Genomic DNA, 17,080 nt, shown 5'->3' with positions numbered 1-17,080 from the left:
GACGTGCCAACCGTAACCTTTGGCCCAAAAGACGAAACGGAGTGGAAACTAGCGGTGCAGCGGCTGCGCCGTTAATCGCCCCGAGCCTAACTAACGCGAAGTTATGCCCATCCACACTTACAAAACTGCCGCTCACTGCCTTGGAAGGCATCTCTGCTTCCTTCCCAACATTCATCGGCCTCCCGCAGGGTTTGATCCACTTGGGTTGGGGTTTGCTGCCATTCCTGAATGGCATCCCGAACGACAGGCCGTGCAAATAGCCGTCATTTACTTAGCGCGTGGCCGGCTTCGCAGAACGGCAGAGTGCGGTCCGATTTCCAACTGTCTAATTTTGGCAAGCTTAGCATCAAGCCAGCACGAGGTGGAGGTCGGAATCGGTGTAAGCGAAAGAATCAGACTCAAAAGACTGCGGGTCAATGACTTCGCAGGATTCCATGCTTATAACATTGCCTCGGGCACGAGAGAGCAGACAGGGGGATGCGTGGTTGTCGAAGCACTTGCGGCATTGAGCAGCGGAGCCAAATTTTTTCGCGGCGACTTGCACATCCACAGTTACGGTGCGTCGCACGACGTCAAGGATCCGACGGCTACCCCGGCGGCTATCGTGGATACTGCGCAATCCGAAGGTCTTTCGATTGTAGCGCTGACCGATCACAATGAGATCTCGAATGTAGCCGCCGCGATCGAGGCTGGTCGAGCCGCCGGCGTGTTCGTTGTCCCCGGCGTCGAACTCTCGACGCCGGAGGGGCATCTGCTCTGCTACGCGCCCACAGCTGACGCGCTAGAGCGGTTCTTCAACAGGCTTCAAGTTGCGGACCGGCGCACCAGCCAATGCCGCTGCCAGACTGGAATGCTTCAATGCCTAGACCTTCTCGCAGCGGAAGGTGGCTTTGGCGTTATCGCGCATATCGAGTTGGACGGGGCCTTCGAGTCGAACGTCGCGCGCTTCACCCCGGCCAAGTTCGACATCCTGTGTCATCCAGCACTTCAGGGCATCGAGGTGACAAAGGCAGACTGCCCGATACTCTATGACGGTCGCGACACGGATGCCGATCGCCGGAAGGTCGCGCTTGAGCGAATCAGACGCCTGGGGCTGGGTTCCGAGCAGTATCTCGCGCGAATCCTCAACAGTGACGCGCATACCCTCAACGCTGTCGGTCGGAACGCCAATCGTGATCAGCGCATCACCCGTTTCAAGATGGAGACGCCAAGTTTCGAGGGCCTGCGGCTGGCTCTGGAGACCGCCGACACGCGCGTGCGGATCGAGGAAGGTCTTCCCGCGATCGTGCCAGTGGTTCAGGCAGTGCAATTCCAGGGCTCGTTCCTTGATGGCGAAGCAATCAATTTCAGCTCGAACCTCACCTGCATCATCGGCGGCCGCGGCAGCGGTAAATCGACCATGTTCGAAAGTGTGTGCCTGCTCGGGGGACCGCCGAGTGCAGATGTGACGGTGATCGACAGCGACGTATGGCCGAACATCGTCTCGCTTTGCTATGTCGATGAGACAGGCCAGCAGCATAACCTCGGTCGCAGCAAATTCGGCGATGTCGAAAATCTCGAGGAGCCGGCGAGCGGTGCTTCCGTTTTCCCCATCGAAAGCTATCGTCAGGGCGCAACCAACGAGATCAGCAAGAGGGTGCAGGACGATCCGCTCGCACTCCTCACATTCCTCGACAAGCTCATCCAGGTTGAGAAGGAGATCGACACCGAGGATGCGATCCGCGAGGAACTAGGCGAGCTTGCACCCAAGATCACCAAGGCCGCTGGAAACGTTGCGCGTATCCCGGAGCGAGAAAAAGAGCTGAAGCTCAAAAGCGACCAGCTCCAGCGCCTGCGCGACGGTAAAGGCGTGGAGGTAATCAAGCTCCAGCAGCAGCTCGTTAGCGAGAAGCGGGCACGCACCGCGATCGAGACTGCACTTGCGAAGTTGGGCGTTGCCGTGACGAGCGAGGCAATCACGACGATCACCGCTGACATTCGGGCGTCGGTCGCCGATCATGAGATTGAGCTTGGCGCGCCCGAGGCAACGAAGATCGCGACCGATACCGGCACCTATGAGACGGCCGTAACGGGATCGACTGACGCGCTCAAGAAGGTGACCGCAGACTATGTTGCGGACGTGAAGGCGCAGATCATCGCATGGCGTGCGAAGGAGACGGCGACCCAGACCCAGATCGAACAGAAAAAGCAGGAGCTCCTCAAGCACGGCATCCGGCTCGATATGCCCTTCATTCAGAAGCTGGTTTCCGATGAGGCGACTGCGCGCGAAAATGTCAAAAACCTCAAGACCTGGGTTCCGGAACTCGCGCGACTGCGTAAGGAGCATGCCGACCTTCTGAAGCGCCGCTGGGCCGCCCGGCAGATCGTGGCTAGACACCGCCAGGCATTCGCGATCCGCGCGTCTGAAGCGCTCAAGGGGACGCTGTCGGATCTGTTCGTCACGCTGAAGTTTGACGAAAGCGCGCTCGCGCCCGACGCGGAGCGACTGATCATCGACGCGATGGGGTGGCGGACTCTTCAACACCTGAAAGCGCGGGCACTCATCAACGAGCTCACCCTCCCCGTCCTGCTCGAATGCCTGCGCAAGCGCGACACCAAGCCGATTACTGCGCTCCGCAACGCAGAGCCGAAGCAGGCAGTTTTTGCGCAGAACGAGGCTGAGCTTTTGCTCGATAGGATCAGCGCCCCCGAACTGCTGAGTCAGCTCGAAACCGTTGCCGTCCATGACCAGCCCAAGCTCAACGTCACGAAGAAAATGCCGGGCATCGGCGGGATGTCCAAGTTCGTCCCGCGCGATTTCAAGAAGCTGTCGCTCGGCCAGCAGCAGTCGGTATTGCTCGCGCTAATGCTCACCAGTGAGAGCCGGGCGCCGCTTATTGTCGATCAGCCGGAAGATAATCTCGACAGTGAGTTCATCTATAAAACGTTGGTGCCGGTGATCCGTGCGGCCAAGGAGCGCCGGCAGGTGATCGTCGTCACCCATAATGCCAATATCGCGGTGCTGGGCGATGCCGAGCTGATCGTGGCGCTTAAAGCGACAGCGGAGAAGGCGACGGTCGTCACTCGTGGGTCGATCGATCACCCGCCGACTTGCGAGGCTGCCTGCAACATCCTCGAAGGTTCGCGCGAAGCGTTCGACCGGCGAGCAGCGGTTTATGGGATCGCCCGGGGTGGCTGACATGTGCACCACCGCACGCGATTCGGGAGCGCGCTAGGATGCCGTCGGTGCGCCCTTCGGTCTTCAACCAACGCGCGCGCGCGGACGGCGGCCCCTTCCTGATCATCGAGACGAACGAGGAGCACGAAGGCTTCAGTGTCGACGTGCTCTTCACCGACACGCCGCCCGCCGAACGCATCGGCCACTACCCGGTCGAACGGCTTCTCAGGGTGTCGCCGGACCTGTTGCAGATCTACCCGCTCAACGTTCGCCCCGACAGCCCGGACTATCTGAAGCCGCGCTATGGGAATCTCGATACGATCGCGCTCGGCCGGCGGATAGACCACCCCTATCCAATCCCGACCACCATAGAGGAGGTCGAGGGGCTTCTCGAACTGTTACCCGATGGCTTCGCAAAGGACTTCAGGCTGGGCCTCGGATTGCTTTGGGAATATCGCTCAATCTGCGAGACGCTCGAAGCTCAGGGCCATGTCAAATTGCTAATCGTGCATGGCGGTCATGAGACGACACTGGTCGGATCGTCGTTCACACTGGGCATCCGCCACTTCCATGAGATGCGCAAGGAGATTAACCGGATCAGCACGCGCTACCAGCGCGAGGCGCGGCGCGACAAGCAACTCCATGCCTACCACGAACTGCTCCACGCAGCCGACCCGGTGAAGTTTCCTCGGTTGAAGAAGACGCTGCGCGCCGACGCGATCGCCGATGCGACCGGCGGCGGTCGCGACCGAGTCACCCTGTCCAAGCGGGACCGCAGCGCGACTGTCGGTTTGGTCCGCTCGAACCTGGCGGCATTGGCCGAGGCCGAACCGGACGCGCTGCTGTCGCTCAGGACCGAAATCGAGGAAGTGACTCTCGAGCAACTAATCGCACGGTTTGCTGAAATGCTCGACAAGCCGCTGCCCGAGGCCAAATGGCAGACTTTCCTGACGCAGAACCCGTTCATCCTCAGCCTCGCCTTCGCGGTGCCCGCGATCGTGGTCGAGGAGCAGGCCTATGTCGGCGGGAAACGTTTGAACGGGCGCGGCGGATCGGTCATCGATTTTCTCGTGGCGTCGGCCTCGACCGGCAACTTAGCGATCGTGGAGATCAAGCGACCGGCGACGGAACTGCTCGGCGCAAAACCGTATCGCCCTGAGGTGTACGCGGCCTCGGCAGAGCTCTCCGGGACGATTGCCCAAGTGCTAGATCAACGGGTCAAGCTGCAACGTGAGTTGCCGATGCTGAAGGACGAGCCGGGGCGGGGCGACATTCAGGACAATGGCATTCGCTGCATCATCGTCGCTGGGCGGACGCCGAGGAGCGGTTCGCAGCGCCGCTCTCTCGAACTAATTCGAGGCACTATGACCGGAGTATCGGTGATCACGTTCGACGAACTGCTCGGACGGTTGTGCGAGATTCGCGCAGCGCTCGGTGCGAAAGTCGAGCCTCCCAAGCCCGCCCCTTGGAGCTAATGATAGCCAGTAACCCTGGTAGCGCCTTCACCCCGTCCCTGCGTGATCCTGATATCCACTCGCCCGATCGACCGCAGCGTCAGGTCGTGGTCGGTGATGGATTGCAAGCATACCTTGCTGACAGTGCGCAGGATGATAAAACTTTCCGTTTAAAAAGAACGATCAATAAACTATAATCCGAATGGAGTGTTCGTGATTTTCACTCCAATTCTTCAGTGTGGCAGTTATCACTCGGCCTCGATAAGGGACGGTTACGTCGGTCTTTTCAACCCATGCACTCCAACCCGGTGCGCCGTCCTGCCAATCTCCATTGTCCCCGGTGACTTGAATTAGTATCCGGTTTATCGACACGTTGGATGGAATAGTGACACTGACAGTTTCACAGACCACAACACCGTCACCACAGGATCGATTTTCGCCAGCAGGACAGCCGCCCGGTGATCCTAGAGGACCGAAGCCACAGGCTTTGCCTACATCAATGCCTGTTGACCGCACAAGTCTCTGATCTTGTGCGATTGGCACCTGTGCGAAAGATGTATTGGAAAATAGAGTAAGTCCTATCAAAAAAATGGATTTTTTCGCGATTTGTGAAACAATACCCCTCATAAATACCCCCAATTCTTTAGGTAATCATATAGGATAATATATATTTCCGATTCATTGGAAATTTTGCCTCAATGACGCCGACGGAAGACCCACCATACATCAGATTAATTTTGATGTTTTTCTTCAGAACGGCCGTTATCGAGAACTTCGTCAAGAGTTAAATCAGTCGTAGCCCAAATCGAGATTGAAACGTCCATTTAATTGCTCTGTGAGCAAACCTGATTGGAAATCGTAGCCGACTGAAACGGCCCGTGACCGTTGATCGTGAAAGACGCGAGTTCACGGTTCGAGCCCCCGCTGGTGACATACGCGTCGAACGGCGCATCAACTTGGGCACCTCCGCCAAATCCATGGATCACTCCAGAACACCTGTAATTTAGGTTGGAACCAGTGGAGTCAACAAGAACGACTAGTGTGTTGGCCCTCCATGCGGGTGTTAAGAGCGGTTGCGTTTGGGCAACCACAAAGGTTGCAGTGCCAAAGCAAGAAGTCAAACCCAAGAAACCTACAAGAGATTTTTTCATGATTTCATCCCCCTTTCTCTCAGTGATTTGGCCAATCTTCCGTAGTGACTATTGTTTCGCACGGGAAGCCTGCACATCAGATGAACGGTTAGCCGATGAAAATGCACGCCCTGCCTTGCAAACGATTTGTTTTTTGAAATAGCAGCGATATTTCTTGGCGTGATACTATTTTTTACCTTGTTTTCCGACATCTAGAGGGGAGTGAAAATTATTCTCTTTCGGAAACAGGATCGGCTTTTCATAACGATCGATAACTGATCCGAGTTTTTTGTGTCCAGCGCCGTGGAATTGTTGCGCACCTGCGCCATGCCAGCAAACTGGCTTGTCGACGGTCGACAAAAAAGCCCGGCGAAAGCCGGGCCTTGAAAGTTTGGGAGAGGATGCCTGAAAGGCAGGGCTTTCTTTGCATTGCAGCATTTATTTGGCAAATGCGAATGAGGACGCCATGATTGCGATTTACGCAAGCCTCTGTCGCTGCGGTCCTTGCAGCTTATTGGTAGGGTAGATATGCCACGCCGAGACGCCGTGTGGACCTGCTCCGCCGCTTCAATAAACCCGCAATGAAATGCTCCGCGTCGGCCTCCACCTCGAACACAGCCTGCCGGTGCTGCCCCCGCGTACCGATCCGTCCCCAGCGGTAATCAACTATGATGGCGCCAAAGAGATCGCGACTGGTGTCGATGGCATAATGCCGCGCCATGTTCCGCGCGGGATCAATCGCCCGCAAGCTGATCCGGCGATGCTCGAAAAGATCGTTGGTCAGGGTCATAGCCGAAATATCGCTCCCCTTGGGCCATCGCGTCCAACAAGGATTTTGAATCAGAGACGCCGGACTGATTCACGCAACCAATTACATCTGTCCGAAAACCGTACCTATCCGCATGCCATCGATATGAAGCACCCCCCTCCCCGATCTGACGTCAGAGCAGTATCGCGGCTACCAGCAGCCATGTGAGCATGTACGGGTCCCGAATATATACGAGGCCTTCAGTTCGTTTGCGTTTCGTTCTAAAATATGCGATCAAGCCGTGGAAAGGATTAGCTTGGTGCCGTCATGAACACCCAGGACGAGATCGCAGCCCTCAAGGCCGAGGTTCAACGCCTTTCGGAGCAGGTCGAAGCACAAAAGACTGACGGCTTTCGCGGTTCGGCAGCTGAACGGATGCTCGCGATGGAGTACGAGCTGATCCCGGATTATATGAAGACACCCAAGGCCATCCGCGTGCAGAAGCAGATCAACACATGGGGCGTCCCGGCGTTCTTCGTGATCATCGCAGTAGCGATCGTAACCGTCTGGGCTGTTTGCACCGTCAAATACGTATGATTTGCGATTAATCGACCCTTCGCTTGATCGCTTCATCCTCCTTCGTGGCTTCGGTCGATCGATTGAAGAAAACGCCCTTCACTTGCGCAGATTGGGTCGCCGTGGCGCGCTTGCCCGCCGCGATTGTGTCTTGGGCAGCCTGCTGACCCGGTGTGCCACCGGTTGCCCCAGCAACGGATGGCATGCCAGTCGGCATGGACGGCATGTGTGCGGGCACATGAATCGCACCAGGTCCATGCACAGAGCCCCTCTCTGAAATCGGATCTTTGATCTGCGCCTGGACTGCACTGATGTCGCTGGCGGCGTAATCTTGAAGCACTCGACTGACAATCATCGAGCGAACCTCTCGCTGATGCGCAGAAACGTCTGTTTTGGTCAGGGCCGGCGCACCAAGATCACGAAACTCGGGTGAGCGCGCCATCTGATCGTAGCGGCTCGCAATCACCTGGCTCATATCGTCCGAGAGCTGCCATCCATTGCTCTGAGAGATGCTTGCGATGCGTTCAAGCCGCGTGCCGGTATCATCACTCTGCGATGCTTGCCGCTCCAGCGACTGGGCTGCAGAGAAATCCTTCTCGATCGCGTGACGCTTCTCGCCAAAATTCTCGACACGATGGAAATTGCCGTTCCGCCAATATCCCCCATCCGTAAGGGTTACGTCTTCCCCGTTAGCACGATAATGGGCTGCGTTGCGGCTGTCAGAAGCACTCTGGGCATCGCTGTTGGTTTGTGCTGCGTTATCACCATGGGCCCATTGTTTTTGGTAACCAGCGCTAATCCCTGCGTCTGCCTTCCCTTTGACACCCGAGCCCAAGATACCTTTACCTGGTGTGCCGAGATCACCACCGACACCAAGGGATGCCTTCCCTCCGACAGAAGTGGTTCCCGTGGTCCCGGCGGATTTGCCCTCCGAAGCCGTGGATGTGATCGTCCGGCTCGTGCCCGTCGTATCCCTGACCTCATCCCCGGTTCGGAAGGCATGGGTCGTTGAATTGGCCCCTTGCGCGCCGAAGGCTCCCTCACTGCCGGCGGCCGACCTTGAGCCGCTCGACATGGACTCAAGCTGCCGCATCCCTTGGCTCCAGCGCTCGCTGGAGGATTCCCGGATCTGATTGGCGCGCGCGTGGAACTCGGCACCGGTCTGCTGGAGGTTGCTCGACACCCCCCTCACCTCAGCAGCGGTAAACGGCAGATGGCTGCTCGCGGCCCGGCTGTCATAGACCATCGAGCCATCGGCCATGGTGGTGGCCACCGTGCCATCGGCACGCCGCATATTCACCTGCGGCGTCGAGCTCTCGGCCAGGTTCATCGTCGGCGCCGTGTTGACCTGGTTCGATGTCCGGTTCTGGGCATGCTCATTGCCATAGCTGTAATTGCCGGTGGTCCGCTCTGCCGCCGCTGTCTCGGCCGCCTGCATCGCCGGCGCCAGCATATGTCCGGTACTCTGGGCGATCGACATGGCGCCCTTAGCCATACCTCCAGCCAGCACCGGCACAAACATGAGCAGATAGCCGGCCAGCATCTGCATATTCTGGTCGATCGCATCGATGCCGCCCATGGTGGACATGGTCATGCCGCCGGGCGCGAGCGCATTGAGCTGGGTCGCGGAATATTGCGTGATGAACATATGAAGGACCGCATAGATCGGCCCCCAGGAGGCGAGATAGAAGAAGCCCGCCAGATAGCCCTTCATGGTGGCCACGCCGGTTGTCGGAAACAGGAACAACGGGAAGATCACCGGAAACATGGCGTAAAAAACGATGGTCAGCACCAGATTGAGCACCGGCACCCAGGTCATCGCCTGCCGCGCCGCCGAGATATAGCTGTTCTGCGCCTGAATATCGGCATGAAGCGCGGCGAAGGTGTCACCCCCGCCCGCCCCGAAGTTGGCCCTTGCCTCAAGGAAGGCGTTCACCAGCGAGCGCTGCTGGAACACCATCTGTGAGGTCGCCGAGGTGCCATAGAAGGTCTGAGCCATCACGGGCAGATCGTTCTGAAGCTGGTTGATCGCGGCGCTCTGCGAAAGGTTCGGGTAAAAGGCAGGCGCCGTCGATTTGAAGGCGGCCGTCGCCATCGCGGGATATTGCTGGACCAGTTTCTGATAGGCCGTCTGGCACCCGATGATCGAGGATGTCCCGCCCGCCGCCGGGATCCATGGCGTGGAGCGCGCCGCCGAGCCCGGCCCAATTGCGCTCAGGAGATCAGGCGAACCCGCAAGCGTGCCCCAGCCATTCCCCTGCCCGAGCAGGATGTCATAGAAGGTGCATTGCTGGAGATAGTTCTCGGTGTTGGCCTTCATGATCGGATCGGTGATCACGAACTGCTGCGTCAGGTCATTGAGCCGCGTGGGATAGATCATCCCGCCGCTGGTGTACTGCAGCGCCGAGGGCATCGTGAAAACGCTCTGGGCGGTCTGGGTCAGCCAGTCGTTGATCTGGCTGCTGAAGGACGCGATCAGCCCCAGGCCGATCGGCACATTGGCCACCGAGCCATTGCCGACAGAGGGGTTGATCCGGTCCTGCACGACGATCGTGGTCGTGGGCACGATCATGCACATATACATGAGGCTGGCGGTGATGAACCAGTTGAAGAGCACCCGCCAGTTGAGTGAGAGCGCCATGATGATGAGGCAATAGGCGAGCCCCATCACCATCATCACCTGCAGCATCGAGCGAAACCCGCCGCCCCCGCACCATGCCGCCACGGCATTGAGGACATTGACGATATACTGCCCGCCGCCGGCGGTGATGACGTTGAGCGTCATGGGTCAAATCTCGCTGGGGCCGCGGGCGGCTCTCACTGAAGGGGATGCTGGCTGAGCGACTTCTGGAATTGGAGCGCCGCGCTCATCTGGGGCGACATGGTGTTGCGCAGCGTGCTCTCGACCCTGACCGTTCGCTCCAGGATCTGCTCGGTGCGGGTCAGCCGCTCACTGTTATGCATCGTCTGGCTGTCGAGCGTGCGCGTCACGCTGCTGAGCTGATCCTGCCATTGCTTGAGCGTCGTGGGATCGGCGTTCTGGAAGGAGGATTGGCCATCGGTCACCATTTTGTAGAACTGCTGGACCAGCGTTTCGAGCAGATCGACCGAAGCAATCTCTGAGAGCTGCGACAGGTCGGCCGAGTTCATGCCTCCAAAGCTGGCCGCGGAATTCACCACCATGATCTTGTAGAGCGGGATCGTGGTGGCGCCGAGCAGTCCGATCTCCTCGGAGGTGAGCTGCTGGTTCGACTGGATGCGCCCCTGAATGTCGAGCAGCAGGTTATACACCCGGTTCTTAAGCGCTTTGCCGGTGTCCACGCTCAGCGTGGTCTGGGTCGGATTGAGGCACTGATCGCTAGTGTCGCAGCTGTAGACCTGCGCATTGCTCCCGCCATCGAGAAGGATGGTGATGAGCGCAGGATCACCCTGCCCGATAAATTTGAACGTCGGCCCTTGGGTGTCGCTGGTCCCGGGCTGGAAAATGATCGTGCCGACGAGGCTCATGAGGTACTGTTTGAAATCCTTGTCGAAACTCGGATATTTCTGGTTCAGCATGGTCCAGGTGTAATTGTAGGGCCCGGTCGGGATCGTCTTGTCGCTGTTGCCATTGACGGTCTGCGTCTGTTGACCTCCTGTCCCGCAGCCCTGCTTCGCCGAGGCGAAATCGGAAAACACGCCCTGGCTGTTGCCGATCGTCTCGCAAAAATGGGAATCGCGCGCCCCGATCATGCCGGCAAGGCCCGCCGCGACCTGTTCGCCGGCCTGACAGGCATTGAGGCTGTGCTGCGTGAACTGCTGCAGCTTTTGCATCACCTTCTCGATCGAGGAACCGATCTGCGAGGAGATCGCATTGATCGCAAGATCGAAGACGAAAGCCAGCGCGCCATTGGCCGCGGCTTTCATGGCGGCCACGATCTGGTCGGTGTTGATGAAAGAGAAGCTGCCGGTGAAAATGTCGATCCCGCCGCAGCCAGCCTTCACCCCCGGCATCTGCAAGGAGCCCAACTGATAGGTTTGCTGCGCGGGGAAGCGCACCCAGAGATTGCCTCCGGAATAATAGCCGCCCTGCTGGCCATTATAGGCAACCGGGCCGGTGACGTTGGCAGAGCCCCCCATCGTGTTGAAAAAGGAATCGAGCTGGCCGCCAACATCGGCCTGCGCCGTCTCGACCACGATCATGTTGCAGGCCGCCAGCGCAGCCAACCAGATCCCGATCGCACGCACGAGTGCTCGCCAGCGCGGATTCCCTGCCCCGCGCGTCGTCCGCTCAGGGGCTTGCTGGGTCGGTCTCCCGTCCCCGCGCCCGCGCATCAGTAGTCGCTCCCGGGCTTGACGGAGGTGAGGTAGAAGATGCGCTGCATCACCTCATCCTCGGCCATCACACCGTAGCCGATGGGGATCGGCTTCTTGAGATAGGTGTCAAAGAGCACCAGCGCGGGCACCTGATTGCCCTCAAGCCCCATCTTTGCGTACTGCCCCTTGTTCACAACAAAGCGCGGAAACGCCCGGTTTGCACCGCCATCCATCGAGACCGGCAGGACCGAGAGCTTGTATTTGTCCGAGAGGGAACGCAGCACGGGCGAGAAAACGTCGCAGGCCGCGCAGCTGGAGGAAAAGAAGAAAAACAGGCCGTAGCGATCCGAAAGGTTCGCCATGACCGTTTCCTGGTCATTCTTGCGCTGCTCAAGCCAGGCGGTCTTACCCAGATTGTTGACCGGGCGCTGCAGCGTATAATCTAGGTCCGGCGTCTGCCAGATGGCGCGCTGCCAGACATCGGCAAAGGTCGAGGCGCGGTCGAGCTGCTGACGCTGATACCGAACATAGTTGACGATGTTTTCGGTGGTGGGCTCAAGGATGGCCTTGGCCTTGAGCTCTTCAAGCTGGGCACCGATCTTGTCGAGGCGGGCCCGATAAGCCTCAGGCGTGGCGCTGGCCTGCGCCGGGGCGTCCTTATGGGCGGGGCGGGGCGCCTCGCAATAGAACCAGGTGCCGAGCTTGCGCTCACCGCAATAGAAGGGGTCCTGCCCACCAGGCGCCGCCTGCCCATCCCCTGCTGGCAAAAGATCCGCCGCCGGGGATGGAACATCCTCGGCCGTCGGCGCGACCGCTGTCGTGCCCGCCGTCTCAGGATCGATCGATTGGTCGGGTGCGACTTGCGCGGTTGGAGGCGGAAGCTCAAAGTGGGCCACCTGAGTGGCAGGCGCAGCGATCACGCTGGTCGCGGCAAAGGCGGCCAGGGCGATGCCCTGCATCCAGCGGGTCAAGGCGACTAGGAAGCGGCTAGGCGTGGACTGCATGGTCAATTCCCCGTGCTCGACGCGTGCGTCTGGTAGTAGGCTTGCACCTTCTGCTGAATGGCCGTGGAGGTCTGGAGCGAGTTCGGCAGGGAAACGGCGCTGGTGAAATCGGAAAAGACTTCCGTGAAATCCATCTTGGAGAGGTCCAGCTGGGCAAACTGATCGACGGTAAAGCCCGAGCAGTTGGGCTCTTTGGGTGTGCCCATGCCGAGCCCGAGCTGGGCCTTGCCCTGCTCCTGGATCACGCGGGCAAGCTTGGACTGGAAGCAGCAATAGGTCTTGCGCTCGGTGGTGCAGACAAAGAGCGCCTTTTCCGAGCAATATTCCCCGACATAGGTGCAGAGCCCCATGCGGTCCTTGACGTCGAGGAGCATCTCATCCTGCCCGCACATGAACAGCACCAGGAACTGCGTCGCCATGCCCAGCAGGAAGGTGTAATTACCCGTCAGCATGCCCGCGAGGGCCGCGGCGCTCGAAGCGGCCGACAGGGCGCCCGACACTTTTCCCGCGCAGCAATTGACCAATCCGAAGAGCGGCTTGTGGCAACCCGTGGCGGTGCCATCGAAGATGCTCAGATCCTCGGCGTTGAACTGATCCTTGGCCTGACCCATCGTGTTGATCGCGGTCAGGGCCTTGGCGAGATCGGGTGACGCTGGGCTGGGCAACTGGGTGCAGCTGCCATCGATGCAATAGACGTCGCCCGAGCAGGTGGTGGCCTGCGAGGTACTCTCCTCGCCGGGCGCCGTGCATTTGTAGATCTCGCTTTTGACCGAGCAGGCGTCATCGAGACAGGTTTCGTGGTCGAAGCTGCAGTTGGTCTTGGCCTGGAGCGTGCCACAATCATTGGTCGGGGTCAGCGTGGCGCATTGATAGGTGCGCGTCCAATCCCAGCAATCATGGGTGACCGAGGTTCCATAGACGCTTCGCGTGGCCGGATCGCTGTCGCTGCAGACCGAGGTGGGCGCCTGGCAGGTCATGCCGCTGGTCGATTTGGGCGTGGTCGAGGTGATGCAGTTGGTGCCGGAGAGTACCCCGCCGCCGGGGCAGGTGTAGATCTGGGCGGCATCTTGCGTGGCGGGCACCGAGCAGGTCGAGCCGTTCTGCACATAGCCTGCCGGGCAGGAATAGCCGTCGATGTTCGCATCGAGGACGGAAGTGCAGGTGGTCCCGTCCAGCGTGTAGCCGGTCTGGCAGGCGTAATGCACGGTCGCGGGAACGGTCAGCGTTTCGGTGCAGGTGTCGCCCACCAGCAGATAGCCCGATGGGCAGGCCGTGATGACGGTTGCCGCCATGCCGACCTGTTTGATACAGGTCGATCCGTCGAGCCCGTATCCGCTGGGGCAGGCATAGGTCACCGCCGCGAGTTGCGTGTCGGTCGTAAAGCACATGGTGCCCTGCAGGACCGAGCCCGAAGGGCAACCATAGACCGCCTGAGCGGGCTGAACGTTGGTGTAGTCGCAGGTGGTCCTGTCGAGCGTTCCGCCTGTGGGGCAGCTGTAATTGGCGACTGCCGCCTGGCTCGTGACCAAGGTGCAGGTTGTGCCGCTCAGAGATCCACCGGCAGGGCAGTTGTAGGTTGGCGTGGCGGCCTGGTTCTCGGAAAACTGGCACTGGCTCCCGTCGAAGGAGCCGCCCGAAGGACAGGAGTAGCTGGCCGTGGCCGCCCTTGTGTTGGTGACGGTGCAGACATCTCCTGAGGGCTGTGAACCATCGTTGCAGCTGTAGACGACATTGGCGGCTTGGTTGATCGTGTAATAGCAGGTGGTGCCGGAGAGCGTCTGACCACCGTTACACACATAGCCCACGCTGGCAGCGCGCGAGACGGTGGCAACGCATTGCGATCCGTTCCAGGTGCCGCCGCTCCAGCAATTTGCCTGCTGTCCAGGACGATAGAGGCATTGATCCGAGTTGCCGGCTACGAAGGTCACGAAGGCGATGTTCATGCTCGACATGTCGACGCAACCATTCGCCATAACGGGAAGGCCGCAATAGACCGCCTGAAACCTGACGCTCGGGCCGCAAGACTGCGAATAGATGGTGTTGGCCATCAGCAATTCCGAAGGGTTGCTGGGATTTGGCCTGCCTGTGTAGAACCAGCCAACGCCGGGGTTCACGGTCGTCCAGGTGATGGGATAGGTTGCTATCTGCGAGCAGGTCGTCCCGTCAAGGCTATAGCCGTCAGGGCAACCATAGGTGACGCCAGCAGGCGTCGAAGCTTGCTGCGAGCAGGTGCCCCCGTTCTGCGCCCAGCCATCATTGCACCAATAGCTGACATTGGCGCCATAGGTGGTGGTCTGGGAGCAGGTGTTGCCGTTGAGGCTCCAGCCATCAGGGCATGACCAGTTGATCGACGGAGGATAGGAGGTGTTGCGCTGGCAGCTGGCGCCTTGCACCGACCAGCCATCTGGGCAGACGTAGATCAGGCTCGCGCCATAGGTCGAGGATTGCTGGCACGTCGATCCACTCAGCGTCCAGGTTGACGGGCAGACATAGGTGAGCGCGGCTGCGTAATTCGCGGCCTGTTTGCAAAGATCGCCATCAAGCGTCCAGCCAGCGGCGCAGCTGTAGGACAAGACAGCGGCGGCCTGGGTGGTCATCTGGCAGCTGGTGCCGGTCAGGCTGTAGCCGGTCGGGCAATTGTAGTTGGGCGTCGCCGGCTGCGTGAAGCTCCTGAAACAGGTGGTCCCCTGAAGCGTGTAGTCCTCCGGGCAGCTATAGCCCGCAACGACCGGGGCCTTGGTCAGCGTTTCGTGGCAGCTCGTACCATCAAGGGTGTAGCCATCCGGGCAGGTGTATCCCGAGACGCCGGCGGTCTGGGTCGATGTGCAGGTCGAACCGCTCAGCACATAATTGCCGGGGCAGGAATAGCCTGTCACCGAACTGGTCGCATGCTGGGTCTGGGTGCAGGTTGAACCCGAGAGCGTCCAGCCCGAGGGGCAGTTGTAGGTGAGCGTGGCGGCCATGGTGCTGACGCACATGCCGCCCTGCAATGTCGAGCCCGTCGGGCAGCTGATCGAGCCGATCTGGCTCTGGCAGGCCGAGTCATCAATCACTGACCCGGTGTAGGTCGAGGTGCTACCGGCATCGACCGTGCCGGGAACCGCAATGTTCCACCAGGCGTTCACCGTGCCGCGCGGCCCGGCGTAGGAGATCTGCTGGGACGCGCTCTGCTGGCCCATCACCGGATGGGTCGAGCCGCAACTGTAGGTCCGATCCTCCTCATCGAGCCGCCAGAGCGCCGCGCCGCCGGCGACGGGGTTCGTCAGAGGAGGTTCCGAGATGCCCTGCTGCATCGAGGAGCCGGTCATCGAGCAGTCTGTCGCGGCGGCAAGGGCTGTGCAATCACTGGCCACGCCCGCCGTGGGCGTCGCGGTGGTCTGGCCGGCCGCCGTCGCCAGCTGCTCGATGGTCTGGATATGGCACTGATATTGGTAGGCAGTGCTGCCCGTGTCCTTCCACCCGACATTGCAGGTGACCGTGCTATCCTTCTCCGTGCTGCCGATCTGGCAGGAATCATAATAGCTGGTGGTGGAGCTGGTCGTCGTGGAGACGGACTGGCAGCTTCCCTGCGATGTGGTGGTCGCGACCCCGGAGTAGGAGGTCGGATCGGTCTCGACGGTCTTGGCCGAGGTCAGCCCCAGCGTCGATGTGTCGACCGTCGGGCGATCCTTATTGGTGACCAGCGCATAGGTGTCGCTGGTGGTCGCCTGCACCGCGCCATCGGAGGCCAGGGCGCTCGGGTTTGAAGCATAGCCTGACTGCGACAGGCTGGCGCCGGTATAGCCAGGCACTTGATTGGTAGTCGCCTGGCTCGATACGGTTGAATTGAGCTGCCCCTGAAGCTGACCTGCCACATCGGCGGCCGCCGCGCGCGGATCGACGGTCTGGGCTTCCAGCACCGAGGTCGCGAAGAGCGCGCAGACACCGGCAAAGCAGATCAGGGCGGACGCGCGTCTCATTCCTGACCGTCCAGCCTTTTGAGCGCCGCCTTGGCGACAGGCGCGCCAGGACCATTGCCATCGGCCATCGTTTCCAGCGCGAAATGCGTGGTCACATTGCCGGTGATGCGATCAAAGGGGGGCGGCGCGGTTTGGCAATCCGGCCCCGAGCAAAGCTCAAAGCTGGATGACGCCGCCACATAGGTCGGCACCGCTTCGACATGATAGGCCTTGAAGAGACGCGGATCGATCCCGACGTGCGGCATCCCGTCCTTGGGCATGGCCTTGGCCAGTCCTTCGCGAAAGGCGCCGCCGCCATTTGCCGAGAAGCCACGGAACACCACCATGCCCCCTGCCCGCGACACATCAGCGATCAGGCGGCTCAGCGCATCCTGTGGCATCGACAGGCTCGCGAAGGCCACGAAAACCGGCGCAGAATGGTCATCGGGCTTCACGACTTGCCCGGCATGGGCGACCAGATCATCGAGATCCACCCCGTCTGCCGACACGCCGCCCGGCTTGGCACTCGCCGCCGCCCGCGCGATCTGGTCGTTGGCAGATTGCACGATCGACTGCGCCTGCTGTGTCTGCTCTGCGCTCACATGGGCCTGCCGATCGAGGATGCCCTTTACGAAATCGGCCGCATCAGAAGCATGGGCTTTGGCCTTTGCCTCCACGGCTTCGAGATTGAGGCCATCGACCGAGGTCTGGGCGAGCACCGCGCCGACACTCGAAATGGCGAGGGTGGCGGCAGCGATGATCAGAATCTTTCTCATG

Annotated in this window: 9 protein-coding genes; 3 read left to right on the top strand and 6 right to left on the bottom strand. The window is 60.2% G+C overall.

Annotation, left to right across the window (positions count from 1 at the left end; translation table 11 throughout):
- Positions 1 to 481 precede the first annotated feature (481 nt).
- Together HGK27_RS29790 and HGK27_RS29785 are read left to right on the top strand one after the other, a co-directional pair.
- Positions 482 to 3,178, top strand: coding sequence for a TrlF family AAA-like ATPase (locus HGK27_RS29790; protein ID WP_241127966.1), 2,697 nt, complete (start codon positions 482 to 484; stop codon positions 3,176 to 3,178).
- 38 nt (positions 3,179 to 3,216) lie between these two features.
- The gene (locus tag HGK27_RS29785) at positions 3,217 to 4,632 is read left to right on the top strand and encodes a Shedu immune nuclease family protein (protein ID WP_206245751.1); all 1,416 of its coding nucleotides are present in this window, start codon (positions 3,217 to 3,219) and stop codon (positions 4,630 to 4,632) included.
- Positions 4,633 to 6,252: 1,620 nt separating this feature from the next.
- Here the strand turns inward: HGK27_RS29785 and HGK27_RS29780 are convergent.
- Positions 6,253 to 6,531 carry a WGR domain-containing protein gene (locus tag HGK27_RS29780; RefSeq protein WP_206245750.1) on the bottom strand — a complete coding sequence of 93 codons (279 nt, stop codon included), beginning with the start codon at positions 6,529 to 6,531 and terminating at the stop codon, positions 6,253 to 6,255.
- A gap of 285 nt (positions 6,532 to 6,816) precedes the next feature.
- Between HGK27_RS29780 and HGK27_RS29775 the strand changes: the two genes are divergently transcribed.
- Positions 6,817 to 7,086 carry a hypothetical protein gene (locus HGK27_RS29775; protein WP_206245749.1) on the top strand — a complete coding sequence of 90 codons (270 nt, stop codon included), beginning with the start codon at positions 6,817 to 6,819 and terminating at the stop codon, positions 7,084 to 7,086.
- 7 nt (positions 7,087 to 7,093) lie between these two features.
- Here the strand turns inward: HGK27_RS29775 and HGK27_RS29770 are convergent, their stop codons facing one another.
- From HGK27_RS29770 to trbC, 5 genes are all read right to left on the bottom strand, one after another.
- Positions 7,094 to 9,850, bottom strand: coding sequence for a conjugal transfer protein TraG N-terminal domain-containing protein (locus tag HGK27_RS29770; protein WP_206245748.1), 2,757 nt, complete (start codon positions 9,848 to 9,850; stop codon positions 7,094 to 7,096).
- 32 nt (positions 9,851 to 9,882) lie between these two features.
- Positions 9,883 to 11,292, bottom strand: coding sequence for a conjugal transfer protein TraH (locus HGK27_RS29765; protein ID WP_241127964.1), 1,410 nt, complete (start codon positions 11,290 to 11,292; stop codon positions 9,883 to 9,885).
- Positions 11,293 to 11,378: 86 nt separating this feature from the next.
- On the bottom strand, positions 11,379 to 12,365 hold the full coding sequence (gene traF, locus HGK27_RS29760) for a conjugal transfer protein TraF (protein ID WP_241127962.1): 987 nt from the start codon (positions 12,363 to 12,365) through the stop codon (positions 11,379 to 11,381).
- Between the two features lie 2 nt (positions 12,366 to 12,367).
- Positions 12,368 to 16,324 carry a conjugal transfer protein TraN gene (traN, locus tag HGK27_RS31235; protein ID WP_241127960.1) on the bottom strand — a complete coding sequence of 1,319 codons (3,957 nt, stop codon included), beginning with the start codon at positions 16,322 to 16,324 and terminating at the stop codon, positions 12,368 to 12,370.
- Positions 16,321 to 17,079: a type-F conjugative transfer system pilin assembly protein TrbC gene (gene trbC / locus HGK27_RS29750; protein ID WP_206245746.1), complete on the bottom strand. Its 759-nt coding sequence runs from the start codon at positions 17,077 to 17,079 to the stop codon at positions 16,321 to 16,323. Before trbC ends, traN begins: the two co-directional genes overlap by 4 nt.
- Position 17,080 lies beyond the last annotated feature (1 nt).

The organism is Novosphingobium terrae (assembly GCF_017163935.1).
GTDB lineage: Bacteria > Pseudomonadota > Alphaproteobacteria > Sphingomonadales > Sphingomonadaceae > Novosphingobium > Novosphingobium terrae.
This window is presented reverse-complemented; position numbering and strand designations above follow the sequence as displayed.